This window comes from Sphingobium sp. TomTYG75 (assembly GCF_054771635.1).
In genome coordinates this window covers 2,587,017-2,612,285 of record NZ_BSRE01000001.1, presented here as the reverse complement: position 1 = coordinate 2,612,285, position 25,269 = coordinate 2,587,017, and the positions used below count along the sequence as shown (strand labels likewise).

The 25,269-nt window shown below is 60.8% G+C and carries 31 protein-coding genes; 17 read left to right on the top strand and 14 right to left on the bottom strand.

Annotated features, from left to right (window positions below; translation table 11 throughout):
- Positions 1–4: 4 nt before the first annotated feature.
- Positions 5–1,489: an Asp-tRNA(Asn)/Glu-tRNA(Gln) amidotransferase subunit GatA gene (gene gatA / locus ACYU81_RS13225; RefSeq protein ID WP_460987992.1), complete on the bottom strand. Its 1,485-nt coding sequence runs from the start codon at positions 1,487–1,489 to the stop codon at positions 5–7.
- Positions 1,489–1,776 (bottom strand): Asp-tRNA(Asn)/Glu-tRNA(Gln) amidotransferase subunit GatC, encoded by a 288-nt coding sequence (gatC, locus tag ACYU81_RS13220; RefSeq protein WP_196226230.1) that lies wholly within the window; start codon positions 1,774–1,776, stop codon positions 1,489–1,491. Before gatC ends, gatA begins: the two co-directional genes overlap by 1 nt.
- Positions 1,777–1,902: 126 nt before the next feature.
- Here gatC and ACYU81_RS13215 point away from each other — a divergent pair, with 126 nt between their 5' ends.
- Both ACYU81_RS13215 and ruvX read left to right on the top strand, forming a co-directional pair.
- The gene (locus ACYU81_RS13215; protein ID WP_460987991.1) at positions 1,903–3,021 is read left to right on the top strand and encodes a DUF3089 domain-containing protein; all 1,119 of its coding nucleotides are present in this window, start codon (positions 1,903–1,905) and stop codon (positions 3,019–3,021) included.
- Positions 3,018–3,491, top strand: a complete 474-nt coding sequence (gene ruvX / locus ACYU81_RS13210; protein WP_460987990.1) for a Holliday junction resolvase RuvX — start codon at positions 3,018–3,020, stop codon at positions 3,489–3,491. Before ACYU81_RS13215 ends, ruvX begins: the two co-directional genes overlap by 4 nt.
- Before the next feature lie 19 nt (positions 3,492–3,510).
- Here ruvX and ACYU81_RS13205 read toward each other — a convergent pair whose 3' ends face one another.
- A complete protein-coding gene (locus ACYU81_RS13205; protein WP_460987989.1) occupies positions 3,511–3,909 on the bottom strand; it encodes a MerR family transcriptional regulator in 399 nt (132 codons plus the stop codon).
- 71 nt (positions 3,910–3,980) lie between these two features.
- On the opposite strand from ACYU81_RS13205, the gene ACYU81_RS13200 reads away from it, so the two are divergent.
- Positions 3,981–4,742, top strand: a complete 762-nt coding sequence (locus ACYU81_RS13200) for a MauE/DoxX family redox-associated membrane protein (RefSeq protein WP_460987988.1) — start codon at positions 3,981–3,983, stop codon at positions 4,740–4,742.
- 35 nt (positions 4,743–4,777) lie between these two features.
- Here ACYU81_RS13200 and serB read toward each other — a convergent pair whose 3' ends face one another.
- Positions 4,778–5,656: a phosphoserine phosphatase SerB gene (gene serB / locus ACYU81_RS13195; protein WP_449472193.1), complete on the bottom strand. Its 879-nt coding sequence runs from the start codon at positions 5,654–5,656 to the stop codon at positions 4,778–4,780.
- Here serB and miaA point away from each other — a divergent pair.
- From miaA to ACYU81_RS13165, 6 genes are all read left to right on the top strand, one after another.
- A complete protein-coding gene (gene miaA, locus ACYU81_RS13190) occupies positions 5,655–6,599 on the top strand; it encodes a tRNA (adenosine(37)-N6)-dimethylallyltransferase MiaA (protein WP_460987987.1) in 945 nt (314 codons plus the stop codon). The genes serB and miaA overlap by 2 nt on opposite strands.
- 101 nt (positions 6,600–6,700) lie before the next feature.
- Positions 6,701–8,449, top strand: coding sequence for an acetolactate synthase 3 large subunit (locus ACYU81_RS13185; protein ID WP_460987986.1), 1,749 nt, complete (start codon positions 6,701–6,703; stop codon positions 8,447–8,449).
- Between the two features lie 10 nt (positions 8,450–8,459).
- On the top strand, positions 8,460–8,810 hold the full coding sequence (locus ACYU81_RS13180; protein ID WP_460987985.1) for a hypothetical protein: 351 nt from the start codon (positions 8,460–8,462) through the stop codon (positions 8,808–8,810).
- A complete protein-coding gene (gene ilvN, locus ACYU81_RS13175; protein ID WP_449472186.1) occupies positions 8,810–9,325 on the top strand; it encodes an acetolactate synthase small subunit in 516 nt (171 codons plus the stop codon). Before ACYU81_RS13180 ends, ilvN begins: the two co-directional genes overlap by 1 nt.
- Positions 9,326–9,530: 205 nt before the next feature.
- Positions 9,531–10,550, top strand: coding sequence for a ketol-acid reductoisomerase (gene ilvC / locus ACYU81_RS13170; protein WP_460987984.1), 1,020 nt, complete (start codon positions 9,531–9,533; stop codon positions 10,548–10,550).
- A gap of 210 nt (positions 10,551–10,760) precedes the next feature.
- Positions 10,761–11,384 carry a YceI family protein gene (locus tag ACYU81_RS13165; protein WP_460987983.1) on the top strand — a complete coding sequence of 208 codons (624 nt, stop codon included), beginning with the start codon at positions 10,761–10,763 and terminating at the stop codon, positions 11,382–11,384.
- A 101-nt stretch (positions 11,385–11,485) separates the two neighbouring features.
- Here ACYU81_RS13165 and ACYU81_RS13160 read toward each other — a convergent pair whose 3' ends face one another.
- Complete coding sequence (locus ACYU81_RS13160; protein WP_460987982.1) at positions 11,486–12,052, bottom strand: DUF1993 domain-containing protein; 567 nt, start codon at positions 12,050–12,052, stop codon at positions 11,486–11,488.
- A gap of 301 nt (positions 12,053–12,353) precedes the next feature.
- On the opposite strand from ACYU81_RS13160, the gene leuA reads away from it, so the two are divergent.
- Positions 12,354–14,024, top strand: coding sequence for a 2-isopropylmalate synthase (gene leuA, locus ACYU81_RS13155; RefSeq protein ID WP_460987981.1), 1,671 nt, complete (start codon positions 12,354–12,356; stop codon positions 14,022–14,024).
- A gap of 52 nt (positions 14,025–14,076) precedes the next feature.
- On the opposite strand, the gene ACYU81_RS13150 is transcribed toward leuA, so the two are convergent.
- On the bottom strand, positions 14,077–14,493 hold the full coding sequence (locus ACYU81_RS13150; RefSeq protein ID WP_460987980.1) for a VOC family protein: 417 nt from the start codon (positions 14,491–14,493) through the stop codon (positions 14,077–14,079).
- 62 nt (positions 14,494–14,555) lie between these two features.
- On the opposite strand from ACYU81_RS13150, the gene trmFO reads away from it, so the two are divergent.
- Positions 14,556–15,908 carry a methylenetetrahydrofolate--tRNA-(uracil(54)-C(5))-methyltransferase (FADH(2)-oxidizing) TrmFO gene (gene trmFO / locus ACYU81_RS13145; RefSeq protein WP_460987979.1) on the top strand — a complete coding sequence of 451 codons (1,353 nt, stop codon included), beginning with the start codon at positions 14,556–14,558 and terminating at the stop codon, positions 15,906–15,908.
- A gap of 12 nt (positions 15,909–15,920) precedes the next feature.
- Here the strand turns inward: trmFO and ACYU81_RS13140 are convergent, their stop codons facing one another.
- The gene (locus ACYU81_RS13140) at positions 15,921–16,385 is read right to left on the bottom strand and encodes an EF-hand domain-containing protein (protein WP_449472174.1); all 465 of its coding nucleotides are present in this window, start codon (positions 16,383–16,385) and stop codon (positions 15,921–15,923) included.
- An 11-nt stretch (positions 16,386–16,396) separates the two neighbouring features.
- On the bottom strand, positions 16,397–16,921 hold the full coding sequence (locus ACYU81_RS13135) for a hypothetical protein (protein WP_460987978.1): 525 nt from the start codon (positions 16,919–16,921) through the stop codon (positions 16,397–16,399).
- A 243-nt stretch (positions 16,922–17,164) separates the two neighbouring features.
- Between ACYU81_RS13135 and ACYU81_RS13130 the strand changes: the two genes are divergently transcribed.
- Positions 17,165–17,311, top strand: a complete 147-nt coding sequence (locus tag ACYU81_RS13130) for a hypothetical protein (RefSeq protein WP_460987977.1) — start codon at positions 17,165–17,167, stop codon at positions 17,309–17,311.
- A 99-nt stretch (positions 17,312–17,410) separates the two neighbouring features.
- Here the strand turns inward: ACYU81_RS13130 and ACYU81_RS13125 are convergent, their stop codons facing one another.
- From ACYU81_RS13125 to eno, 4 genes are all read right to left on the bottom strand, one after another.
- Complete coding sequence (locus ACYU81_RS13125) at positions 17,411–18,790, bottom strand: pyruvate dehydrogenase complex E1 component subunit beta (protein ID WP_460987976.1); 1,380 nt, start codon at positions 18,788–18,790, stop codon at positions 17,411–17,413.
- Positions 18,790–19,863: a pyruvate dehydrogenase (acetyl-transferring) E1 component subunit alpha gene (pdhA, locus tag ACYU81_RS13120; RefSeq protein ID WP_460987975.1), complete on the bottom strand. Its 1,074-nt coding sequence runs from the start codon at positions 19,861–19,863 to the stop codon at positions 18,790–18,792. Before pdhA ends, ACYU81_RS13125 begins: the two co-directional genes overlap by 1 nt.
- Before the next feature lie 110 nt (positions 19,864–19,973).
- The gene (locus ACYU81_RS13115) at positions 19,974–20,285 is read right to left on the bottom strand and encodes an FtsB family cell division protein (protein WP_196226249.1); all 312 of its coding nucleotides are present in this window, start codon (positions 20,283–20,285) and stop codon (positions 19,974–19,976) included.
- Between the two features lie 75 nt (positions 20,286–20,360).
- The gene (gene eno, locus ACYU81_RS13110; RefSeq protein WP_460987974.1) at positions 20,361–21,635 is read right to left on the bottom strand and encodes a phosphopyruvate hydratase; all 1,275 of its coding nucleotides are present in this window, start codon (positions 21,633–21,635) and stop codon (positions 20,361–20,363) included.
- A 210-nt stretch (positions 21,636–21,845) separates the two neighbouring features.
- Between eno and ACYU81_RS13105 the strand changes: the two genes are divergently transcribed.
- The 5 genes from ACYU81_RS13105 to ACYU81_RS13085 all read left to right on the top strand — a co-directional run bounded on the left by ACYU81_RS13105 (position 21,846) and on the right by ACYU81_RS13085 (position 24,115).
- Positions 21,846–22,460: a hypothetical protein gene (locus ACYU81_RS13105; protein WP_460987972.1), complete on the top strand. Its 615-nt coding sequence runs from the start codon at positions 21,846–21,848 to the stop codon at positions 22,458–22,460.
- A gap of 53 nt (positions 22,461–22,513) precedes the next feature.
- Positions 22,514–22,891 (top strand): phage holin family protein, encoded by a 378-nt coding sequence (locus tag ACYU81_RS13100; protein ID WP_460987971.1) that lies wholly within the window; start codon positions 22,514–22,516, stop codon positions 22,889–22,891.
- Positions 22,888–23,211, top strand: a complete 324-nt coding sequence (locus ACYU81_RS13095) for a hypothetical protein (RefSeq protein ID WP_460987970.1) — start codon at positions 22,888–22,890, stop codon at positions 23,209–23,211. The genes ACYU81_RS13100 and ACYU81_RS13095 overlap by 4 nt, the downstream gene beginning before the upstream one ends.
- The gene (locus ACYU81_RS13090) at positions 23,204–23,791 is read left to right on the top strand and encodes a hypothetical protein (RefSeq protein ID WP_460987969.1); all 588 of its coding nucleotides are present in this window, start codon (positions 23,204–23,206) and stop codon (positions 23,789–23,791) included. The genes ACYU81_RS13095 and ACYU81_RS13090 overlap by 8 nt, the downstream gene beginning before the upstream one ends.
- A 102-nt stretch (positions 23,792–23,893) precedes the next feature.
- Complete coding sequence (locus ACYU81_RS13085; protein WP_196226255.1) at positions 23,894–24,115, top strand: DUF4170 domain-containing protein; 222 nt, start codon at positions 23,894–23,896, stop codon at positions 24,113–24,115.
- A gap of 4 nt (positions 24,116–24,119) precedes the next feature.
- Here ACYU81_RS13085 and ACYU81_RS13080 read toward each other — a convergent pair whose 3' ends face one another.
- Together ACYU81_RS13080 and greA are read right to left on the bottom strand one after the other, a co-directional pair.
- Positions 24,120–24,761, bottom strand: coding sequence for a rhomboid family intramembrane serine protease (locus ACYU81_RS13080; RefSeq protein ID WP_460987968.1), 642 nt, complete (start codon positions 24,759–24,761; stop codon positions 24,120–24,122).
- Between the two features lie 25 nt (positions 24,762–24,786).
- The gene (greA, locus tag ACYU81_RS13075) at positions 24,787–25,263 is read right to left on the bottom strand and encodes a transcription elongation factor GreA (protein WP_449472156.1); all 477 of its coding nucleotides are present in this window, start codon (positions 25,261–25,263) and stop codon (positions 24,787–24,789) included.
- Positions 25,264–25,269 lie beyond the last annotated feature (6 nt).

Below are 25,269 nucleotides of genomic sequence, written 5' to 3'. Positions count from 1 at the left end.
CTGATTACCACCACTTTTCCGGCCGAGCCGTGAAGCCTGCGCGTTCCTCGATCGCCAGGCCCGCGTTCAGCACGGTCTGCTCGTCCAGTGCCTTGCCGATGATCTGGAGCCCCAGCGGCAAGCCCTGCGCATCCAACCCACCCGGCACCGCCATCGCGGGCAAGCCAGCGAGCGAGGCAGGCACGGTGAAGACGTCGTTCAGATACATGGCGAGCGGATCGGCCTGCTTCTCGCCCAGCGCGAAGGAGGCGCTAGGCGCGGTCGGCGTCAGCAACAGATCGCACTTCTCGAAAGCCTGATCGAAGTCGCGCGCGATCAGCGCCCGCACCTTCTGCGCCTGCGTATAATAGGCGTCGTAGAAGCCCGCAGACAGCACATAGGTGCCGATCATGATGCGGCGCTTGACCTCCGACCCGAACCCCAAGGCGCGGGTGGCGGCATACATGTCCTGGAGGCCCGCCCCATCGGGAAGGTCGCGTTGGCCGTAGCGTACGCCGTCATAGCGGGCGAGGTTTGAGGAAGCCTCGGCAGGTGCGATGATATAATAGGTTGGCAGCGCATATTTGGTGTGGGGAAGCGATACCTCCGCGACCTCGGCGCCTGCGTCCTTCAACCAATCGATGCCGCGATCCCACATGGCGGAGATTTCCGCATTCAAGCCATCGGGGCGATATTCCTTGGGGATGCCGACCTTCTTGCCCTTGAGACTGCTCGTCAGGTTGGCTTCCCACTGCGGCACGGCCAGATCGAGCGAGGTCGAATCCTTGGGATCGAAGCCCGCCATCGTTTCCAGCAGGATCGCATTGTCGCGCACCGTCCGCGCCATCGGCCCGGCCTGATCCAGTGAGGAGGCAAAGGCCACGATGCCCCAGCGCGAACAGCGGCCATAGGTCGGCTTGATACCACTGATGCCGGTGAAGGCGGCAGGCTGACGGATCGACCCGCCCGTGTCGGTGCCGGTCGCCGCCGGGCACAGCCGGGCGGAGATCGCCGCCGAGGAGCCGCCTGACGATCCACCTGGCGCCAGCGCGGCATTGTCGCCGCCGCCCCGCCGCCAGGGCGAGATCACATTGCCGAAATAGCTGGTCTCGTTGGATGAGCCCATGGCGAACTGGTCAAGGTTGAGCTTGCCCAACATCCCCGCGCCCGCGTCCCACAGCTTCTTGGAGACGGTGGATTCATAGGTTGGCTTGAACCCTTCCAGCATGTGGCTGGCGGCGGTCGTCTGCACGCCTTCGGTGCAGAACAGGTCCTTCATGCCGATCGGCACGCCCGACAGCGGCTTGAGCGCTTCGCCCGCGGCCTTTGCCTTGTCAGCGACATCGGCGGATGCCAGCGCCTTTTCCGGCGTTTCCACGATGAAGGCGTTCAGCGCCTTGGCAGCCGCGACATTGGCGTTGAACGCCTCTGCCACTTCCCGCGCTGAAAAATTGCCAGCGCGGAAGCCATCGCGGATTTCCGCGACCGTCAGGTCAGTCAGATTGCTCATCATTCGATCACCTTAGGCACGGCGAAGAAGCCATGTTCAGCCTGCGGCGCATTGGCCAGCACCTTGTCGCGGACATTGCCGTCGGTGACAGCGTCTTCGCGCAGGCGCAGCTTGTTGGGGATGACGGCGGTCATCGGCTCTACGCCGGTCACATCCACCTCGCCCAACTGCTCCACCCAGCCAAGGATGTTGTTGAGTTCAGGCACCATTGCTTCGGCTTCGGCTTCGGTCACCGAAATGCGCGAAAGGCTGGCGATCTTCTTTACGGTCTGAAGGTCTATCGACATGGGCCGCCGCTACCACCCGCTCACGTCCGCTTCAAGTCCGCACTTGCGCATGAGGGGTGCCTGCGCCAGACAGGCGCCGTTCGACGCAGGCCATGGGGGTCCTGGCGATCGGCGGAGAGCAAAGCATTGGCCCGCAAGTTCCTCTATGTCGTCGCCAGCCTTATCGTGCTGGTCCTTGCGGCATTGCTGGTTTACCGCATCTGGGGGATGCAGCTGATCCGCGCGGTCATGGTGCCGCGAGAAGCCTTTACCCCGATCGCTCCGCTTCCGGCCAATGCCTATGATGATCCCAAGATGTGGATCGCTAGGCCAGACATCGCGCAAGGCAATCCGGCTTTGTGGAAACCCACCGGACAGAAGGATGAAGCGGTCACCCAGAAGGCGGCTGTGTTCTTCATCCATCCGACTTCCTACATCACCGCTTTCGGCGGCGCGCATTGGAACATGCGACTGGACGACAAGGATGCGCTGACAACTGCGCGGCGTTTCGTGCAGGGACAGGCGAGCGCCTTCAACGCGATCGGCGATGTCTGGGTGCCCCGCTATCGGCAGGCCAATTATGGCGCATTCCTAACCGACAAGCCTGCTGGCGAACAGGCTCTGGCGGCCGCCTACCGCGATGTGCGCCAGGCCTTTGCGGCGTTTCTCAAAGCCAATCCCAAGGGTCCGCTGATCCTTGCAGGGCACAGCCAAGGGTCGCGCCACCTGCTCCAGTTGCTGCGCGATCAGGTTGCGGGGACGCCTGTCGCTTCCCGCATCGTGGCCGTTTATGCCGTTGGCTGGCCGGTATCCGTGGAGGCGGATTTGCCCGCCCTCGGCCTGCCCGCCTGCGCCCGGCGCGATCAGGCGCGGTGCATTGTCAGCTGGCAAAGCTATGCCGAGCCTGCTGATCCGGCTCCGATTGTGGAAAGTTTCGAGCGCTTGCGCGGTTTTACGGGCCGCCCTCGCAAGGGCACGCATATGCTCTGCACCAATCCCATCACCGGCACCCTCAACGGGGCTGCTCCGGCAAGCGCCAATCTCGGTACGATCGATGGCCGGGATGAAGGCAAAGCGCCGCGGCTGCTGAAAGGCGTAGTTCCAGCCCGTTGTGATAGCAGCGGCATATTGATGATCGGGGAGCCGGTGGACATGGGGCCGTTCACGCTGCCGGGCAATAACTATCACGTCTATGACTATGGACTGTTCTGGGGTGACGTTCGGGAAGATGCGCGCCAGCGGGTGGCGAGTTTCCTAAAGAAATGAGCACGCTGCTCACCACCGACCGCGCGGCCTTCCGCGAGGCGCTGCCGTACGGCGGCCGCCTGCTCGGCATGGATGTTGGCACGAAAACGATCGGGCTTGCCTTGTGCGACGCGGGTTGGTCCATCGCGAGTCCGGCGCACACGGTGGCACGTGGGAAGTTCAGCAAGGACAAGGTCGCGCTCGCCGCTTTCATGGAGCAGCAGCAGGTGAAGGGCGTCGTCATCGGCCTCCCACTCAATCTCGATGGCAGCGAGAGTCCACGCAGCCAGGCGAGCCGTGCCTTCGGCCGCAACATTGCGGATCTTGGCCTGCCGATCCTGTTGTGGGACGAACGCTGGTCGACGCAGGCGGTTACGCGCACCTTGCTGGAAGCAGATGCGAGCCGTGCGCGGCGGGGCGAGTTGGTCGACAAGCTGGCGGCGAGTTACATCCTGCAAGGGGCGATCGACGGGTTGATGGCTGGGTTTTGATCACCGTTCGGGTAGCGAACTATTCCTCGAAAGCCGAGATGATGGGACAAGGCCCCTCATCGGATGCGTGACATGCACTGGCGAGCCGCCTTAGCGAATCGCGCGCCGCCTGGAGTTCGGCGATCTTCACGTCCAGTGCAGCTAATTGCCCGGCCGCCAGTTCCCTGGCACGCGCCCTGTCTTGTCCGGCATCCAGTCGCAACAGCTCGCCAACCTGGTCCAGCGTGAACCCCGCCGCCTGCGCCGAGCGTATGAACTTCAAACGTCGCACATCCTGATCATCATAACGACGGACGCCCCGCGTCAGTCCGCTGCCGCCCCGATCCGGCGTCTCCAGTAATCCGCGCCGCTGATAGAAGCGCACGGTCTCCACGCCCACGCCACCAGCGCGCGCCAAACCAGAAATTGTCATCGCCATGCTTGACTCCGGACCATGGTACGGAACCCATATGGGGCGCAGAATGATAGTGTCCAAGAGAAAGCGATGAGATGACAAGCGCAACAGCAACGACCGCCTTGCCGCGAACGGCTGTCCTCTATCGGATGGTGATGCCCGGCCATGTTTGCCCCTATGGCCTCAAGGCGCGCTGGTTATTGCGGCACAAGGGTTATGATGTGGAGGATCACCGGCTCACGAGCCGTGAGGAAACAGAGGCGTTCAAACAGGCGCATGACGTCAAGAAGACGCCGCAAATCTTCATCGATGGCGAACGAGTCGGCGGCCATGACGATCTGCGCCGGTTCTTCGGCCTGACAGTCGCTGATCCGTCAGCCACCAGCTATGTCCCGGTCCTCGCTGTCTTTGGGGTCGGCGCGCTGTTGGCGCTCGCGATCAGTTGGCTGACCGCGATGCCGCTGATCAGTGTCATGACCGTCGAAAGTTTCATTGCTGTCACGATGATGCTGCTCGCGATGCTGAAGCTGCAGGATGTGGACCGGTTCGCCACCATGTTCCTGAACTACGACCTGCTTGCCCGCCAATATGTGCCTTATGGGAAGGCTTATCCGTTTCTGGAGCTTGGCGCAGGCGTGCTGATGTTGACCGGCATTCTGCCTTGGCTTTCCATCCCCGTCGCGCTGTTCATTGGCGGCATCGGCGCGGTATCAGTGTTCAAGGCTGTCTATATGGACAAGCGGGAACTGAAATGCGCCTGCGTCGGCGGCGGCAGCAACGTACCGTTGGGGTTCGTCTCCCTGACGGAAAACGTCATGATGGTTGCGATGGCGCTGTGGATGCTTGTTCATATCTGACCTCAGATGCCATTCCGATCGCTGTCTGAGAGCGACTACGCCTGGACCCATTCTGCCGAAGAGATGCCCTGCGCATACAGAAGTACCGAGAGGTCGCCATGGACGATCTCCGCAGCGGCTGCTTCCCGCGTTTTGGGCTTGGCATGATAGGCAACGCCAAGCCCCGCGCCCTGGATCATAGGTATGTCGTTGGCGCCGTCACCCACCGCGAGCGTCAATGCCCGATCAATGCCTGCTTCGATCGCAGCTTCCAGTTCCGCACGCTTGCGCGAGGCATCGACGATCGGCAGCGTTACCGTGCCAACCAGCGCTCCATCAGCAATCTCCAGAACATTCGCCACCGCACGATCAAACCCGATTTCCTCGGCCACGGGTCCGGTGAAGCGGGTGAAGCCGCCGGATACAAGGAGGGTTTCAGCCCCCCTCGCCTTCATTGTACGGACAAGTGCTCCCGCGCCCGGCATGATCCTTACGCGCTCTGTCCGGCATCGGTCGATCGCTTCATCGGCGAGACCCTTGAGCAAGGCGACGCGCTCATGCAGCGCGCCCGCAAAATCCAGTTCGCCGCGCATCGCCCGCTCGGTGATATCGGCGATCTGCGGCTTGATGCCCGCATAATCGGCGAGTTCGTCGATGCACTCGACCGTGATCATCGTGGAGTCCATGTCCGCGATCAGCAGCTTCTTCTCGCGCCCCTCGGCAAGCTGAACGATGACATCGATCCTGTCGCCGATCCCGGTTAGCGCCGCGCGGGCCAACACAGCATCACCGCCGAAGAAAATATCGGCAGCCTTGCCCTCATCCAGCCACTTGCTATCCACCGGCGCGCAGCCCGCCGTCGCCAGCCGAGCCACGGCATCTTCAATATCCCGCTGACTCAAGGCCGCACTTGCCACTAAGGTTGCGACGAACATGGACACTCCTGAAACATCTATGGGCGAATCCCGCCCCCGCGTCGCGCTTATTGCCGGGCCTACCGCCAGCGGCAAGAGCGCGCTGGCACTCCGGCTGGCCCAAGCGACCAACGGCATCGTCATCAATGCCGACGCCAGCCAGGTATATGCCGATCTCCAGATCCTTTCCGCGCGCCCAAGTCAGGCGGAAATGGGTGACATCCCGCATCGCCTTTTCGGCCATATCGACGGGGCGGAGGCCTGTACGGCTGCGCGGTGGGCGGCAGAAGCGCGAGAGGAGATCGGCAAGGCGCATGCGGAAGGACGCCTGCCCATCCTGGTCGGTGGCACGGGGCTTTACCTGCGCACATTGCTTGATGGTATCGCTCCGGTGCCGGACATCGATCCCACCATTCGTTCCGCTGTCCGCGCCATGCCCGTTGCGGACGCCTATGCCGCATTGTCAATCGAGGACCCGGCAGCTGCCGCGCGGCTGGCGCCTACCGATAGCACAAGGGTAGCCCGTGCATTGGAGGTGGTGCGCTCGACAAGCCAGCCGCTCGCCTATTGGCAGCAACGAAAGGTCGGAGGCATCGGCGAACAGATCCGCCTTTCACCACTCATTCTGCTGCCCCCGCGCGATTGGTTGATCGCACGTTGCGACCAACGCTTCGAGCAGATGGTTGAGGGTGGCGCCGTCGCCGAAGTAGAGGCCCTGCTCGCACGCAACCTCTCGCCCGATCTTCCTGTCATGCGCGCTATCGGTGTGCCTGAAATTGCGAGCTGGCTTGCCGGTGATATTGACCGCAGCACCATGCTGGAGCGCGGCCGGATTGCGACCCGGCAATATGCCAAACGCCAATATACCTGGTTTTCGCGCCAGCCCCCGGCCAGTTGGACTAGGGAAACACGCTCTGTTGATGACAATTTTTCGTCTGAAATCGTAATTAAATTACGTAAATAGCTATTGACTAGCCATTTTATGTCTAATAGAGGCACCCACCTTGCCTTCGCGCCTTATCTGGAGCAGAGGGCGCAACCTGCATCCAGTGGAAGGATTTCATCGTGGCCGAAAAGAGCGGCGCGGACATTTTGGTTGAGTGCCTGATCGACCTGGGGGTCGAGGTCGTGTTCGGTTATCCGGGCGGCGCGGTGCTACCCATTTATGACGCACTTTTCGATCATCCGAAGATCCGCCACGTCCTTGTCCGCCACGAACAGGGCGCGACCCATATGGCGGAGGGCTATGCACGTTCGACCGGTAAGCCCGGCGTCGTTCTCGTCACCTCCGGCCCCGGCGCGACCAATGCGGTCACCGGCATCACCGATGCGCTGATGGATTCCATCCCGATGGTCGTCATCACCGGGCAGGTCGGCACGCCGCTGATAGGCACTGACGCCTTCCAGGAAGCTGACACGGTCGGCATCACGCGCCATTGTTCAAAGCATAATTATCTGGTGAAGAAGCCCGCCAAGCTGGCGAGCGTCATCCACGAAGCCTTTCATATCGCCACCACGGGCCGCCCCGGCCCGGTTGTCGTCGATATTCCCAAGGACGTGCAGGTCGCCACCGCGCCCTATTCCCGTCCGCTTGGCTTTGAGCATGCCAGTTACAAGCCGCAAACCAAGGCGGATGCGTCTGCAATCGCTCAGGCCGTCGAAATGCTGGCCAAGGCAGAACGGCCGGTCTTCTACACTGGCGGCGGGGTCATCAATTCGGGTCCCAAGGCATCGATCCTGCTGCGTGAGCTGGCGGAGCTGACTGGTGCACCTGTTACCTCGACCTTGATGGGTCTCGGCGCCTTCCCCGCTTCCTCGCCGCAATGGCTGGGCATGCTGGGCATGCACGGCACTTATGAAGCCAATTGGGCGATGAACAAGGCGGACCTGATCGTCTGCATCGGTGCGCGATTTGACGATCGCGTCACCGGCCGTCTCGATGCCTTTTCGCCGAACAGCAAGAAGATCCACATCGACATCGACCGCAGCTCGATCAACAAGACGGTCGAGATCGATCTTCCGGTTATTGCTGACGTCGGCAACGCGCTGACGGACATGATCGCTGCGTGGAAAACCCATGGTCACAAGGCTGTGGACCTCAGCGAGTGGTGGGCCAGGATCGAAGGCTGGCGCGCGCGCAACAGCCTGGCCTATCCGGAGAGCCGCGAAGAGATCATGCCGCAGGAGGCGATCGCGGAGCTCTACCGGGCTTCCAAGTCGGCCGATGACGTCATCATCACCACCGAAGTCGGCCAGCACCAGATGTGGGCTGCGCAGCATTTCGGTTTTGAAGAACCGAACAAGTGGCTGACCTCAGGCGGTCTCGGCACCATGGGCTATGGCTTCCCTGCCGCGATCGGCGCGCAGGTCGGCAATCCCGACAGCCTGGTCGTCTGCGTCGCGGGTGATGCCTCGATCCAGATGAACATTCAGGAGATGGGAACCGCGAGCCAATATCGGCTGCCCGTCAAGGTGCTGATCCTCAATAACGAATATATGGGCATGGTTCGCCAGTGGCAGGAACTGACCTATGAAAGCCGTTATTCCAACAGCTATTCGGACAGCCTGCCGGACTTCGTGAAGCTGGCCGAAGCTTATGGTTGGACCGGCATCCGCATCGAAGAGCCGCAGGAGCTGGCGGCAGGCATTCGTCAGATGATCGACACACCCGGCCCTGTCATCGTGGACTGCCGCGTGGCGAAGCTTTCCAACTGCTTCCCGATGATCCCGTCGGGCGCGGCGCATACCGACATGCTGCTCGACCCCAGCCAGGTCGCTGGTATCATGTCGGACGAGGCAAAGGCTTTGGTGTGAGGGTTATGGCGTGACTGGGCATCTGAAGCTCCGCATCCATGTGAGCGAACCCTTTGACTTCGAACGGATAAGCGGCACGGCCGAGCTGAAAGGCTGGACCGTGGATCATAGCGATCCGGAGAATGAAGATTGGGAAGTTCACCTGGATGAGGGCTTCGATTTTCACGAACGCCGGATAGGCCGCCTGCTGATCAGCCCGCGCTATGTGGGCGAACATCTGAGCCGCATGTTCGATGCGATTGCCGGATTTCCGGTTCGCATGGCTCATCGCGACGATGGCAGCTGGCACTACGCCTTTACGGGCATGATTTCCGAGCGCCATGAGCGCGAAAAAGAACCGGACAACGGGACAAGCATCTGATGCACATTCAGGAAGAATATAGCGAGCGGCACGTCCTGTCGCTGACGGTCACCAACGAGGCGGGTATCCTTGCTCGCATCGCGGGGCTTTTCACCGCGCGCGGATATAATATCGACAGCTTGACGGTGGCGGACATCACGCATGATCATGCGATCAGCCGCATCACCATCGTCACCAATGGCCCACCCAAGGTGATCGACCAGATTATCGCCCAGCTGGATCGGTTGGTGCCGGTGCACAAGGTGACGGACCTGACCGCCAACGGCCCCTTCGTCGAGCGTGAACTGGCGCTGGTGAAGGTCACCGGCACCGGCGAAGACCGGATCGAGGCGCTGCGCCTTGCCGACGTGTTCCGAGCCAAGGTGGTGGACACGACGATCGAAAGCTTCATCTTCGAGATCACCGGCACGACTGACAAGATCGACAATTTCGTCGGCCTCATGCGCCAGATCGGCCTGGTCGAAGTCGGCCGCACCGGCGTCGTCGGCCTGATCCGCGGCAAGGAGCCGAACTGAACTGAATATCCTCTCTCCTTCAGGGGAGAGGAAGCGAGACTTGGCGGCTTTGCCGCCTAGTCGCAGCTGGAGAGGGGGCAGCGCCCTCACTGTGGCGAAAAGCCCCTCTCCAACTTCATCTAGGCCCGGCTTCGCCGAGCCGAGATTTCGTATCCTCTCCCCGTGCCGGGGCGAGGACAATGGCACGGTTGAGGGAATTGGAAACATGAAGGTTTATTACGATCGCGACGCCGACATCGGCCTCATCAAGGGCAAGAAGGTTGCCATCCTCGGCTACGGCTCGCAGGGTCACGCTCACGCTCAGAACCTGCGCGACAGCGGCGTTGCCGAAGTCGCCATTGCGCTGCGCCCCGGCTCGGCGAGCGCCAAGAAGGCAGAAGGCGCAGGCTTTAAGGTCCTGCCGAACGCGGAAGCCGCCGCATGGGCCGACGTCCTCATGATCCTCGCCCCCGACGAGCATCAGGCCGCCATCTATGCCGACGACATTCACTCGAACCTGAAGCCCGGCGCGGCGCTTGCCTTCGCGCACGGCCTCAATGTGCATTTCGGCCTGATCGAACCGCGCAAGGACGTGGACGTGATCATGATCGCGCCCAAGGGTCCCGGCCACACCGTCCGCAGCGAATATCAGCGCGGCGGCGGCGTGCCCTGCCTGATCGCCATCGCGCAGGACGCGACCGGCAACGCCCATGACATCGCCCTGTCCTACGCCAGCGGCGTCGGCGGCGGCCGTTCGGGCATCATCGAAACCAACTTCCGCGAGGAATGCGAAACCGACCTGTTCGGCGAGCAGGCCGTGCTGTGCGGCGGCGCGACCGCGCTGGTCCAGGCGGGTTTCGAAACGCTGGTCGAAGCTGGTTACGCCCCGGAAATGGCCTATTTCGAATGCCTCCACGAACTGAAGCTGATCGTCGACCTGATGTATGAAGGCGGCATCGCCAACATGCGCTATTCGATCTCGAACACCGCCGAATATGGCGATATCAAGACCGGCCCGCGCATCATCACCGAAGAAACGAAGAAGGAAATGAAGCGCGTCCTGGCCGACATTCAGTCGGGCCGCTTCGTCAAGGACTTCGTGCTCGACAATCGCGCCGGTCAGCCCGAACTCAAGGCCAGCCGCCTCGCTGCCCAGCGCCACCCGATCGAGGAAACCGGCGCCAAGCTGCGCGCGATGATGCCCTGGATCGGCGCAAACAAGCTGGTGGACAAGGAAAAGAACTAAGGTTCCAGCTTCGGCACCCCAGCGCAAGCTGGGGTCTCGGGCCTCGTTGCGCACCTTCTGCTGAGATCCCAGCTTGCGCTGGGATGACGGAACAGGCGCGCAGCCCGGAATTTCAATCCGGTAACTCTCCGTTTCCGGTTACGCCTCTGGAACAATCAAGGGACGCCGCTATGGTAGCGCGTCCCTTGACTGCTTCTGGAGAACCCATCCATGCGTAAATTCCTGATTTCCGCTGCGGCCCTTGCGGCCCTGACCGGCGGCGCCGTCATCGCCCAGCAGATGCCCGCCGCGCCCGGCGCAAAGGACCCGGCCCGCGTAACCGGCGGCACTTATCAGGTTGATCCGGGTCACACCCAGGTGGCCTTCGCCTATGACCATATGGGATTCTCCAACAATTTCGGCATCGTCTCTGGCCCGGTCGGCACATTGACGCTGGACCCCAAAAATGTGGCCGCTGCAAAGGTCTCCATCGAAGTCCCCATCGCCAATGTCCGCACCGGCATCACCGCGCTGGACGAACATCTGATGAAGGCAGACTTTTTCGATGCCGCCAAATTTCCAAAGGCGACATTTGTCTCCACGAGCGTGAAGCCCGATGGCGCGACCAGCGCAGAAATCACCGGAAATCTTACGATCAAGGGTGTCACCAAGCCGGTGACGCTCGATGCTGACTTCTACGGCGCGGGCAAGGCTCCGGCCATGGCAGGCGGCAAGGAAAATATAGGGTTTGTCGCGACCACAACGGTCAAGCGGAGCGACTTCAATATGGGTTACGGCGTCCCGATGGTCGGCGATAATGTGGAACTGAAGATCGTCGCCGCTTTTCAGAAGTAAGCTGTCAGGTCCGGGTGATGAGCCGTCATCACCCGGACCGTTCCCGGAATAAATCCTATCCGACTTGGGACCGGCGTAGCCGCCCCGCGTGACTATGGGCTTTAGCCGGTCGGCATTGTTCCCGGCCGTATATATGGGAACATATGCGCGATATAATCCGCCTTGCCCAACTCCACCCCCTGGTTGCGCAAGATCGCATAGGCGGTCATGACGTGGAAGTAGAATTGGGGCAACGTCCAGTCGCGAGCATATTGCTCGGCCGTGAAGTCGAAAATGATGCCCATCGGCAATGCATGCTCGATCGGGCTTTGCGGGTCGGTATCAAGCGCATCGGGAGCGAGATCGTCCAACAGGGCGAGCGTTTCTTCAATTCTGGCCTTTGCGCTAGCAATCGAGCCGGGATTTTCCTCCGCGTTCCGGCCCTCGTCCAGAAGAGCCTGAATCGATATGGGAAACTCCTCTCCCTTTAGCCGAAACACGCCTTCCCAAGCCTGCACACAAGCGAACCGGATCTGGGTGGACAGCGGAAACATATCGGGAGCAAGTCGCGCGGACAGAAGCGCGTTGGCCGCATCGCCCCCCATTTGCCCTTCAGCCTTGTCGAGCCAGCCAGAGAGAGCTTTCAGCATCTGGCTGTAGGTCGGTATAAGCAGGTTGGTCAGGGACATGAGGGCCTCGCGATGGGATGGATCATTGGGATGGCGAGGTAAATGAACCTTCTTCCAAACGCCTTCCACAACAAAAGCTGGACGCGGAGCCACGAAAACGGTTAAGGCAGGTACATCATGCAGCGCGCGCTTCTTCCCCTGCTACGACTTACACGCCCTTAGGCGTGGCTTTTCTGCTGCTCTTCGCTTGAATGACGCAGCAATCCGCCTAAGGGCATATCCAAGCAGATAGTCGTTCCACCGGGCAGGCCGCGCCTTTGTTTCAAATAGGGGCCGCCCGTTTGCAAAGAAGTAGCTTCCCATGATGCTGACCGACCCTTCGCAGAAATACCGTCCCTTCCCGCAAGTGGACCTGCCCAACCGCCAATGGCCGAGCGCCGTCATCACCTCGCCGCCGCGCTGGCTCTCGACCGACATGCGCGACGGCAATCAGTCGCTGATCGACCCGATGAACGCGGAAAAGAAGCGCCGCTTCTTCGACTTGCTGGTCCGGGTCGGCGTCAAGGAGATCGAGGTCGGCTTTCCCTCGGCGGGCGCGACCGAGTTCGACTTCATCTCCGGCCTGGTCCGTGACGGCGCGATCCCCGATGACGTGTTCCCGCAGGTGCTGACGCAGGCCCGCGATGACCTGATCGCCACGACCTTCGAATCCCTGCGCGGTGCGAAGCAGGCCATCGTCCATGTCTATAACGCCGTGTCACCCGCCTGGCGTAACATCGTGTTCCAGATGGACCGGCCGCAGATTAAGGATATCGCGATCAACGCGGCCAAGCTGCTGCGCGACAATGCAGCGAAGCAGCCGAACACCGACTGGCATTTCGAATATTCGCCGGAAACCTTCTCCACCGCCGAACTGGATTTCAGCCTGGAATGCTGTGAAGCCGTGATGGAAATTCTCCAGCCCACGGCGGAACGCCCGCTGATCCTGAACCTGCCCGCCACGGTCGAGGCCGCGACGCCCAACATCTATGCCGACCAGATCGAATGGATGTGCCGCAACATTTCACGCCGCGACAGCGTCGTCATTTCGCTGCACACCCATAATGACCGCGGCACCGGCGTCGCTGCGGCCGAACTGGGCCTGATGGCGGGCGCGGATCGTGTCGAAGGCTGTCTGTTCGGCAATGGCGAGCGGACCGGCAACTGCGACCTCGTGACCGTCGCGCTCAACATGTACACGCAGGGCGTCAATCCGGGGCTGGATTTCTCCGACATCGACGAAGTCATCCAGACCGTCGAATATTGCAATCAGCTGCCCGTCCACCCGCGTCATCCCTATGCGGGCGAGTTGGTGTTCACCGCCTTTTCCGGATCGCATCAGGACGCGATCAAAAAGGGTTTCGCCGTTCAGGAAACCCGCAACGACCAGATTTGGGACGTGCCCTATCTGCCGATCGATCCCAAGGATCTGGGCCGCGACTATGAAGCCGTGATCCGCGTCAACTCGCAGTCCGGCAAGGGTGGCGTCGCCTGGGTGCTCCAGCAGGACAAGGGGCTGAAGCTGCCCAAGCGGATGCAGGCCGACTTCTCCAAGGTTGTGCAGGCGCTGGCCGACCAGTCGAGCCGCGAACTGAACGCCGCCGACATCTGGACCGCCTTCGAGGATCATTACCGCCTCTCCGGCGACCAGCCCTACACGCTGATCGACTATAATGAGACCGGCCATGCGGGCGACCGCATCTTCACCGGCAAGATCGCGCACAAGGGCGGCGAACGCTCCATTTCCGGGCGCGGCAACGGCCTCATCTCCTCGGTACTGGCCGCGCTGCGCGATGACCTCGGCGTCGATCTGGAGGTCGCCGACTATAGCGAACATGCGATCGGGGCTGGGACGGACGTCGCCGCTGCTGCCTATGTCGAATGCCGCACGCCCGACGGCCGCACGGTCTTCGGCATCGGCACCGATACGGACATCGCGACTGCCTCGGTTCAGGCCGTGCTGTCCGCCGCGAACAGTGTTGCAGCGGGCTGATCGATAGAATGCAGGCAGCGGCTCGCCGCCGCGAGCGCTGCCTGCGACAGGTTTAAGATTTATGCTCGGCGGCGCTCAAATCGACCTCCGCGTGACAAACGGCTTCCACGTTGATGCCATCCGGGTCCAGGATGAAGGCAGCATAGTAGTTTAGCCCGTAATGCGGCCTGAGGCCCGGCGCGCCATGGTCCCGCCCACCGGCACGCAGGCCCGCTGCGTGAAAGGCATGAACCTGCGCGCGGTTTTCAACGCGAAAGGCGACATGGATGCCCTCACGCACCCTTTCATTGTCGCCGATCCAGAAGAAGGCGTCGTCGTCCCGGCCATAGCCGTGCGTCTCACCGCCGCGCTCATTATCCGCCGCCGGGATGGTCACCAAACGCCGCAGCCCAATCGCGCCAAGCAGTTCGTCGTAAAAGTCGCGCGACCGTCCCGCGTCACTCACGGCGATGCCGATATGGTCGATCATTTTGCGCTCTCCTTTTGCCGCCAATTGACCTAAACGCCAGCCACCAACGCATGGACGGACAAATGGACGAAGTCAGAGATTACCAGGTGCATATTATCGGCGGCGGACTCGCCGGGTCGGAAGCGGCTTGGCAACTGGCGCAGGCTGGTGTGAAGGTGCGCCTGTCGGAAATGCGGGGTGGTGGCGACATGACCCCGGCGCACCAGACTGACGGCCTTGCCGAACTCGTCTGCTCCAACAGTTTCCGGTCGGACGATGCGGACAAAAACGCCGTTGGCCTGCTGCATCAGGAAATGCGGCGGCTGGACTCACTCATCATGGCGCAGGCCGAACCCGCAAAGGTCCCCGCCGGATCGGCTCTGGCCGTCGACCGGAATGTGTTTTCCGATGGCGTCACCCGCGCCCTGTCCGATCATCCCAATGTCGAGATCGTGCGGGAGCGCATCGATCAGTTGCCGCGCGGAGGGATGACCATCGTCGCCACCGGGCCGCTGACCGCACCAGCGCTCGCGGAGAGCATCGGTGTCGCGGCGGGCATGGATCACCTCGCCTTTTTCGACGCCATCGCGCCCGTCGTGCATTTCGACAGCATCGACATGGACAAATGCTGGATGGCCAATCGCTGGGACAAAATCGGCCCCGGCGGTGGCGAGGGCAAGGATTATATCAACTGCCCGATGACGAAGGACGAATATCAGGCATTTGTGCAGGGACTGATCGACGGCGAGAAGACCGAATTCAAAGAGTGGGAAACGAACACGCCTTATTTCGAAGGCTGCATGCCGATCGAGGTGATGGCGTCCCGAGGCCCCGAAACGTTGCGGCACGGCCCGATGAAGCCAATGGGGCTAGACGATCCGCGCACCGGCCGCTGGCCCTATGCCGTCGTCCAACTGAGGCAGGACAATGCGTCGGGCACGCTGTGGAACATGGTTGGGTTCCAGACAAAGCTCAAGCATGGTGCGCAGGTTGACCTGTTCCGCACCATTCCCGGCCTAGAGAAGGCCGAGTTTGCGCGACTGGGCGGGCTACACCGCAACACCTTCATCCAGAGCCCCAAACTGCTGGACGCAACCCTGCGCCTGAAAAACGCGCCGCACATCCGCTTCGCTGGTCAGATGACCGGGTGCGAAGGATATGTGGAAAGTGCGGCCATAGGCCTGCTGGCCGGGCGTTTCGCCGTTGCCGAACTGCTTGGCCAGCACATGCCCCCGCCGCCTGGGGATACGGCCCTTGGGGCATTGCTGGGTCACGTCACGGGCAATATCGCGACGGCGGACTATCAGCCGATGAACGTGAATTTCGGGCTTTTCCCGACCCTGGACGATGTGAAGAAGAAACAGCGCAAGGAGGCTTATACTGCTCGCGCCCGCGCTTCCTTGGCGCAGTGGTTTAGTCAGTTTGAAATGAACTGAGCGCCCTCTTGTTCAGCAACGGCATTTCGGTTTCGCCGTTCGCTTGGGCGCGGTCGTTGCAAATTCAGCAGGGGTCAGCTTCCCGTCCGCATTAGCGTCAGCGCTGGCAAACCGATCCGATGTGGCGACTGCCCATTCCTCGAAGGAAAGGAGGTTGTCCTTGTCCTTGTCGAGCGCCTTGAACGCTTTGACCCGGCTGCCCAGCATCTCGATCCGGGTGATAAAGCCGTCACGGTTCCGATCATAGCGGCCGAAGCGCTTTTGCTCGCGGCTTTGCGGACTAGCCTCTCCGGGTGAGGGAGGTGCCTTGCCAACGGCGTCGGGATTTCCCTCTGGCAATGCGTCTATCGCAGGCGGCGGCGGTGGAGCGATTATGGCCTCCGGCGCAGCGCTGCTGGCCGCGCGCCCTTGCCACCAGAAAAGCCCTGCCGCCACAAGAAGCAGCGCAGCCCCGGCGCCAGCCATGATACGTCCCACGAAATTCCCCCTCAACGCGCACTAAACGCGACGCGCAATAGCCGAAGATATAGGCCGGGAGTCAACCGGTTAGGAGCGGCCTTACCCCGCCTGATGTCCCCTTGCGCCAAGCCATAGGCAATCCGCATTGGCCGCCATGATGCAGGCCAGACCGGATCGCATGAAAAAAGCTTGTGCCGGGCAAGATCGATCGCCTTGGCGGCGAGATTAGGGCTGCTGACATGGCCTGAAAAATCCCAAAGCGCCCATGCGGCCCCTGCCTTGATCAGCCAATCCGGGACTTCTGCTTCACCCGTGAGCGATTGGAACAGCCCTCCCCCTCTTCCGATCGCATAAGCATCCAGATCATCGTCGGCGATGAGCGCTTCCCAGCCATCAAGCCATGCTGTCAGGCCCATCGGTGGAGCTTCGCCAGCCGCGCGTAACGCATCGACGAGCGGATCACCCCTGCCCTTCATGCCCACTGGATCGGTCAACGCTTCCTGCCACCATGCAAGCCGCAACTGACCGATCATCGCTTCTGTCGTGGTAGCCACGACACGACCAAGACGTGCGTCCAAAGCCCATAGCAAGCGGTGGCGCGGGTTGTCGCGCCCCGCATAGGAGCTAAGTAACGTCGCTAATATCGAGGGCCGATCTTCCGCCTGGTCATTCATGAAGCATATACCGGCCGCTAGAGTTTATCGGCATTTTAATCAGTTCTCGGATATTGAAACTTCATCATTTCAAGCAGCACGTAACCCGGTTGGGTGGGCCGATGAGCACGGGTGGGAGATAATATGAGGGACAGGATCAAGCGAGCGCTGTTCATTTTAATGCGGCTTTATCACAACCAGGCAGGTAACGCGCTGCCGATTGTGGCTGCTGCAACGATACCGTTTGCAGCGATCACCGGCGTGCTGCTGATCTCAGCCGGGAGCATCTAGGCAATCATGTGCGACTGACTATCGGCCTAATCAATATTCGTAAGGGATCGATTTTCTGGAGAAAGGAGAGGAGCGGCTCGACGCCGCTCCTCTCGCCCTTCATCGATAACATACCTTCTTAACCGCAGCGACCACCCGAGCCGCGTCGATGAGCGCGGCCTTTTCAAGGTTCGCCGCGTAGGGCAGCGGCACGTCTTCGTTCGTCACGCGTAGTACCGGGGCGTCCAGGTCGTCGAAGCCCTGTTCCATCACGACCGCCGCAATTTCGGAGGCGATGGAGCAGACAGGCCAGCCTTCCTCGACCACGACGATGCGGTTGGTCTTTTTCAGGCTTTCCAGCACCGTTGCCGTATCGAGCGGACGTAGGGTGCGCAGGTCGATGACTTCGGCATCGACACCTTCTGCCGCCAGTTGTTCGGCAGCTTCCAGCGCGACGCCCACGCCGATCGAGTAGCTGACCAACGTCACGTCCTTGCCAGCGCGCATGATGCGGGCCTTGCCGATCGGCAGAACATAATCGTCGACCTTGGGCACATCGAAGCTGCGGCCGTAGACAAGCTCATTTTCAAGGAAGACTACCGGATCTTCTGACCGGATCGCTGCTTTCAACAAGCCCTTGGCGTCGGCAGCGTCATAGGGAGCGATGACGATCAGCCCAGGGACAGCCGCATACCAGGGACCATAATTCTGGCTATGCTGGGCGCCTACACGGCTCGCGGCGCCATTGGGGCCACGGAACACGATCGGACAGCGCATCTGGCCGCCCGACATATAATTGGTCTTGGCCGCCGAGTTGATGATGTGGTCGATCGCCTGCATGGCGAAGTTGAACGTCATGAACTCGACCACGGGACGCAGACCGCCCATCGCTGCGCCAGCACCAATGCCTGCAAAACCATATTCGGTGATCGGGGTATCGATAACCCGTCGGTCGCCAAATTCTTCGAGAAGGCCCTGCGTGACCTTATAGGCGCCCTGATATTCGGCGACTTCTTCGCCCATCACGAAAACGCGCTCATCGGCACGCATTTCTTCGGCCATGGCGTCGCGGAGTGCTTCGCGGACGGTCGTCTTCACATATTCGGTGCCTTCGGGAAGAGCGGGGTCAGCAACACTGGCCTTCGCTTCCGACGCGAGTTTGGCTGTACCGCTCTCCGCCTTCTTGGGTGCTTCGGGAGCAGCTTCGGACTTTGCCGGGGGCGCACTCGCATCAGCCTTGGGAGCAGCGATTTCACCGCCCTCGCCCGCCATCGTGGCGATGACAGTGCCCACCTTCACCCCTTCGGTGCCTTCAGGAATGACGATCGCGCCGATCTTTCCTTCATCGACCGCTTCAAATTCCATGGTCGCCTTGTCCGTTTCGATTTCGGCAAGAATGTCGCCAGAACGGACTTCGTCGCCTTCCTTCACAAGCCACTTGGCCAGCGTGCCTTCCTCCATCGTGGGAGAGAGCGCCGGCATCTTGATTTCGATACCCATTAATATTGCTCCACCAGCACGTCGGTATAGAGTTCGGACATGTCCGGTTCGGGCGAGGTTTCGGCGAAGTCCGCCGCATCGCTCACGACCTTGCGAATGTCCTGATCGATCTTCTTGAGTTCGTCTTCACTCACACCGGCGTCGGTCAGATATTTCTTTGCGCCCTCGATCGGGTCAGATTTGTCCCGCATCGCCTGCACTTCCTCGCGCGAGCGATATTTGGCGGGGTCGGACATGGAGTGGCCGCGATAGCGATAGGTCTTCATTTCCAGCAGGATCGGGCCGTTACCCCCCTGCACCCATTTGAGAGCTTCTTCCGTGGCACCGCGCACAGCGAGCACATCCATACCGTTGACCTGGATGCCGGGAATGCGGAAGCTTTCGCCGCGACGATAAAGCTGATCTTCCGCCGAGGAGCGATTGACGCTCGTGCCCATGGCGTACTGGTTATTCTCAATCACGAAGATGATCGGCAGCTTCCACAGCTCGGCCATGTTGAAGCTCTCGTAGACCTGCCCCTGGTTGGCAGCCCCGTCGCCGAAATAGGCGACGCAAACACCGCCGTCACCATTATATTTATGCGCGAAACCCAGGCCCGCACCCAGCGATACCTGAGCGCCTACGATGCCATGTCCGCCGAAAAATTTATGCTCGACGCTGAACATGTGCATCGAACCGCCCTTCCCACGCGAAATGCCAGCTTCACGGCCCGTCAGTTCAGCCATGATGACATTGGGATCAATCCCGTAGGCGAGCATGTGGCCGTGGTCGCGATAGCCGGTGATAACGCTGTCTTTGCCAGGCTTGAGCGCGGATTGGATGCCGACGGCTACAGCTTCCTGGCCTATGTAAAGGTGACAAAAGCCGCCGATCAGGCCGAGGCCGTAAAGCTGGCCCGCCTTTTCCTCGAAGCGGCGGATGAGGACCATCTGCCGATAGAATTCCAGCAACTCTTCCTTCGTGGCCTTGTAATCCGAAGGAGTTTCGGGGCGAGGCCGGTTGTGATCCGCGCTGGCAGGGCTTTGTGCCTTTGCCTTTGCACGCGAAGGACGCGGCGTCGTTGGTTTCGCCAAGGCTCTTATCCTTTTGCCTGGTGATGGATGGAAGGAAGCCCGATATAGCGGCAGACCAGCCCGGATTGCAACGCCACAGCCCGCCTAATAACGCCATGCGACGTTGTGGCTCAGTTGAGCGGCACGATTACTTCGTCGTGGTGGATCACACCGAGTTGCCGACGGATCAATTCGTCGCTCAAATCGGGATCGACGCGGCGCGGGTTGAGCAGGTCTACGCGGTTGCGAAGCTCATTCCGTTGCGCTTCAACCGACTTAAGCTCGGCCTGCGAACGGTGTAGCTGGCGAGTATAATCCCCCCACGCAAGAACCCCGTTCGAACCAAGCACGACATATCCGGCAAAGAACAGCAACAGCAGAACCGCAATAGCAGGCCCGAACGCCGAAAATAACAACATGCGGAGCTTCGCGATGTGCGCCATGGAACAGTTGAATCACAGGCCGGAGCCGGCCGCAAGCAAAAACTGGTTAACTTGCGGCCGGTTGTTGAAATGAATTTAGCGGAAGATGGAACGGCCGGCGTAGACTGCGACGTCACCCAGTTCCTCTTCGATGCGGATCAACTGATTATATTTGGCAAGCCGATCCGACCGCGCCAGCGATCCTGTCTTGATCTGACCGCAATTGGTAGCCACCGCGAGGTCAGCGATAGTTGCGTCCTCGGTTTCGCCGGAGCGGTGCGACATGACAGCAGTGTAGCGCGCGCGGTGAGCCATATCGACTGCCGCCAGCGTCTCGGTCAACGAACCGATCTGGTTCACCTTCACCAGCAGCGAGTTGGCAAGACCCTTGCCAATCCCCATCTCCAGACGCTTGGGATTGGTAACGAACAAATCGTCGCCAACCAGTTGCACCTTGCCGCCGATCTTGTCGGTCAGCGCCTTCCAGCCTTCGAAATCATCCTCGCTCATGCCGTCTTCGATCGACTTAATCGGATAGTCGGCACAGAGCGCAGCCAGATAATCGGCCATTTCGACCGGGTTCAGCGACAAACCCTCGCCGGAGATTTCATATTTGCCGTTCTTGAAGAACTCCGTTGCGGCGCAGTCCAGCGCCAACACCACGTCATCGCCGGGCTTGTACCCTGCCTTTTCCACGGACAGCATGATGAAGTCGAGCGCGTCACGCGTGGAGGCGATGTTGGGTGCAAAGCCGCCTTCGTCACCGACCGAAGTGGCGAGCCCCTTGTCATGAAGCCCCTTCTTGAGCGTGTAGAAGATCTCCGCACCAATGCGAACCGCATCGGCGATGCTTTCCGCGCCGACGGGCATGATCATGAATTCCTGGAAGTCGATCGGATTATCGGCATGTTCGCCGCCGTTGATGATGTTCATCATCGGCACCGGGAGGACATGAGCCGAGACGCCGCCGACATAACGATAGAGCGGCAGACCCCGAGCATCGGCAGCGGCCTTCGCTGTGGCCAAGCTGACACCCAGAATGGCGTTCGCGCCCAGACGCCCCTTATTTTCCGTACCGTCGAGCGCGATCATCGTCGCATCGACCTCTGCCTGGTCTTCCGCATCAAGGCCGATCAGTTGTTCGGCAATCTCATCATTGACGGCCGCCACCGCTGCCAGCACGCCCTTGCCGAGATATTTGCTCTTGTCGCCGTCCCGCTTTTCGACCGCCTCATAGGCGCCCGTCGAAGCGCCGGAGGGAACCGCCGCGCGACCAAAGCTGCCATCTTCCAGCATGACATCGACTTCGACAGTGGGATTGCCCCGGCTATCGAGGATCTGACGAGCGTGGATATCGAGAATGGCGGTCATGGTCGCTCCCTGAATGCTGCAATGCGCCTTGAAATCGCGCCCCGCTTAGACAGCGCCTTCAGGATTAGCAATGCAGGGCTTGCATGGACTCGAAAAATGCCGATGCTCAAATTAGTAACGGCAACGGAACTGTGGCCCGCCGCGAGCATTGAGGACGGATATCCATTCGCCCGCATCGCGACCCCACAAAATCTGAGGAGACATAGGACGATGGCCGACACCCCGGAAACCCCGCCCGTCAAGCGCGCCAAGAAGGCTACACCGGCGAATCCCACCAAGGGAAAGCCCATTGAGACCCGTGAAGCGACACCCACCGCGCCCGCTCCGGTCAAGACGGCGGCGACGCGGCCCGCACCGACCGCTAAACCAGGCAACGGTGCTGCTTCGCATGGCTGGGCAGCACAGATCGCACCGTTGAAGGCACAGGCGGAAAAGGCCGCCCGGACGGCAGCTGATAAGTTCAACACCGTCGATTGGAAGACGCATATTGACCCGTTGAAAGATCAGGCAACCAAGACCGCCATGTCCGCAGCGGTCGTTGCCAAGGACAAGACTGGCACCGCGATGCAGAGCCTTGCCAAGCTGATCACGGACACGGCCGGAACTGTCGATGCGAAGCTGGGTCCGCAATATGGAGACTATGCACGGCAGGCGGCCGAAGCGGTAGCCGGAGCCGCCGACACGTTGGACAGCAAGGACGTCGATCAACTGATGACCGAAGCGCGCGATTTCGTGCGCAAAAGCCCAGCTGTGGCAATCGGCGCGGCAGCGGTGGTCGGCTTCGTCCTGATGCGGTTGGCCAAGGGTTCAGACGACAAGGCTTGAACCCGACGTACCATCAATCACGCAAAAGCCCCGAAGCTGGGGCGGAGGGGTTTTTGACCGACGAACCTAGTCTGATCGCAGAGCCCCCCGAAGCCGGGCATGAGCAGGAGGACGGCGTTCGCGCGACGTTCGCCAAGCTGTACACGGACGGTCGAGCCTATGCCGATGCGGAGATAGAGCGGCAGAAGCTGCGCGTCGGCATAGCTGGTGCTGGTGTTCGAGATGCTGCGATTTTCGCAATTGTTGGCGTCATGCTCAGCTTCGCGGGCCTGATCGCATTTCTGGTGGGGCTCGTAATGGCGCTTAGCCCCCATCTGGGAGCAGGCTGGTCGGCGCTGGCGGTGTTTGGCGCAGCGTTGCTCATCGCTGCCATATTGCTGTTACTCGCAAAGGCCAGGATCTCGCGCATGCGGAGGGCCATCAAGGCATGAATGGAACCGAAAAATATCGGCAGGCCGCGATTGATGCCGAGCAACGGAAGGCTCGGTTTCTGTCCAGTCTGTCGGCAGCGAAGGATCGCATAGCGCCGGGACGGCTGAAGCATGACCTCAAAGAGAAGGCGGCAAGAGGGATCACCAATGGTCGCACCTATGTATCGACCAAGGTTCAAGAGCAGCCGATTGCCGTTGGAGCGACAGGGGCGGCTTTGCTGATCTATCTTTTCCGCAATCCGATTTCGGCACTTTTCAAACGGACATACGTTCGGATTACTAACCGTAACCCGGAAAGAGCGGAGACTGACTATGGCTGATATTCATGCCCAGATCACTCGCGTGCGCGACGCAGCGAACGACATTGCCGGAACTGCCACAGGCAAATTCCGGGATTCTACAGAGAAGGCTCGGGAAAATGCCGCTGAGCTGATCCAGACCGGCCGCGAACGCGCGGGTGGCGCCTATAGCGATATGCGCGATCGCACTCAGCGGGTTGCGGCTCGAGCCAATGAGATCGTTCAGGAGCACCCTGTCGCCGCCGTCGCTGGCGCAGTGGCTGCTGGAGCCGTCGTAGCCTGGCTGTTCCCCAAGAGCCGCCGGGCGATGAAGGCTCTTCCCGCTATTGCCATGACTGCGGGGAGCCGCGTCGTGGAAGCGGCCATGGCAGCTAGCGCGGCCGCCGCCCAAGGCGCGGAGAATATCAAGGCCGGTGCAACTGACGTCCTGCACAATGCGCAAGATAGCGCCGCCAAGACCGCCGCTTCCGCTCGCGATGCTGCCGCTTCTGCAGATATCACGGGAACTGCCTCGCGCATGGCTGATGACCTTGTGTCACTCGTCGCCAGCAAAATCGACACTGTCAGCGAGGCGCTCAAAGCCCGATTACCGAAACGCTGACCGCCGAAACGTTCGAAAGCGGTAGCTTTCGTGACGAAGCCTTGGACAGGAGTGGAGCCGTTGCTAAGGTGACCACTCCTTCCAAGGGAGACAGATTATATTATGAGCAAACTCCACCTCGTTATGGGCGGACGCGTTACGGACCCGCAGACGCTTGAATTTGAAGATTTGAACTCAATTGATGTGGTCGGCGTCTTTCCTGACTATGCATCTGCTGAGAATGCATGGCGAGGTGCGGCACAGCGAACCGTTGATGACGCCGAAATGCGTTATGTGATCGTGCACCTGCATCGCCTGCTGGAACCGGATTTGCCGCCAGCCTGAACCATCACACGATTGGCCGTGGTCCTTTGCGAAATCGCCAGAGCAGCAAGGGACGGGTCAGCACCAAGCCTACAAGGAAGCCTCCGATGTGAGCGGCTATGGCGATTTGACCAAGATCGCCAAAGCCGCCACGCGACGATGCGATGCCGATCATAAGTTGAAGGATGATCCAGCCAGCGGCCAGCCAGATCACGCGCAGAAAGTTGGCGGAAAACGGGCCGATCCGCCGTACCGTACGCTGGCCGTAGAGTAGAGCATAGGTCGCGAGAACGGCCGATATGGCGCCGCTTGCGCCAACCATGGGGCTAGGCGAAGCGGGTCCTGCCGCCCATTGCAATAAAGCCGCGCCATAGGCACCGGCGATATAGAGGATCAGGACCGCACGCATTTGCAGCACCTGCTCGACCTGCCGCCCGCAAAAGACCAGCATCAACAGGTTAAAACCAATGTGCAGCCAACCCGCATGGATCAGCGTGCAACTGAGGGGCGTCAGCCACACAGGTACAGCAACTACGCCTGCAAAAAGCTGAGGATCGTCAATCCTGGCCGGAATAAAGCCACCGAGGATGGCGGCGGTGTCCACCTGGCCAGTCAGAGACAATATTAGGAAGGCGGCGAAAGTGATCACCGCGATCCCATTTGTCATTCGGCCCGATGGCAGTTTCACCGGCTTAGATGAATTCGATCTTGTCGATCAGGTAGAATTTGTCGCCTGCCGGAACCGACACCTCAATTTCTTCCCCGACCTGACGGCTGATAAGGGCGCGTCCCAGCGGGCTGTTGTAGCTGATCATGCCAAGCTTCGCGTCGGCTTCCGCCTGCCCCACAATCTGGTAGCGAACCGGCTTTTCATCCTCATCCAGCAAGGTAACGGTCGCGCCAAACACGACCTTGTCACCCGACAGTGATTTGGGATCGATGATCTGGGCGCGCGACAGCTTGTCCTCGAGATCGGCGATGGTGGCTTCAACCTGCCCCTGCCGTTCCTTAGCCGCGTGATATTCCGCATTTTCGGACAAGTCACCGTGGGCACGAGCTTCCTCGATGGCGTCCACGATCAAAGGCCGTTCGGCCTTCAATTCGCGGAGCTGCGTATTGAGCTTGTCATAGCCCATTTGCAGCATCGGCATCTTTTCGACGGTCGCCATTATTGC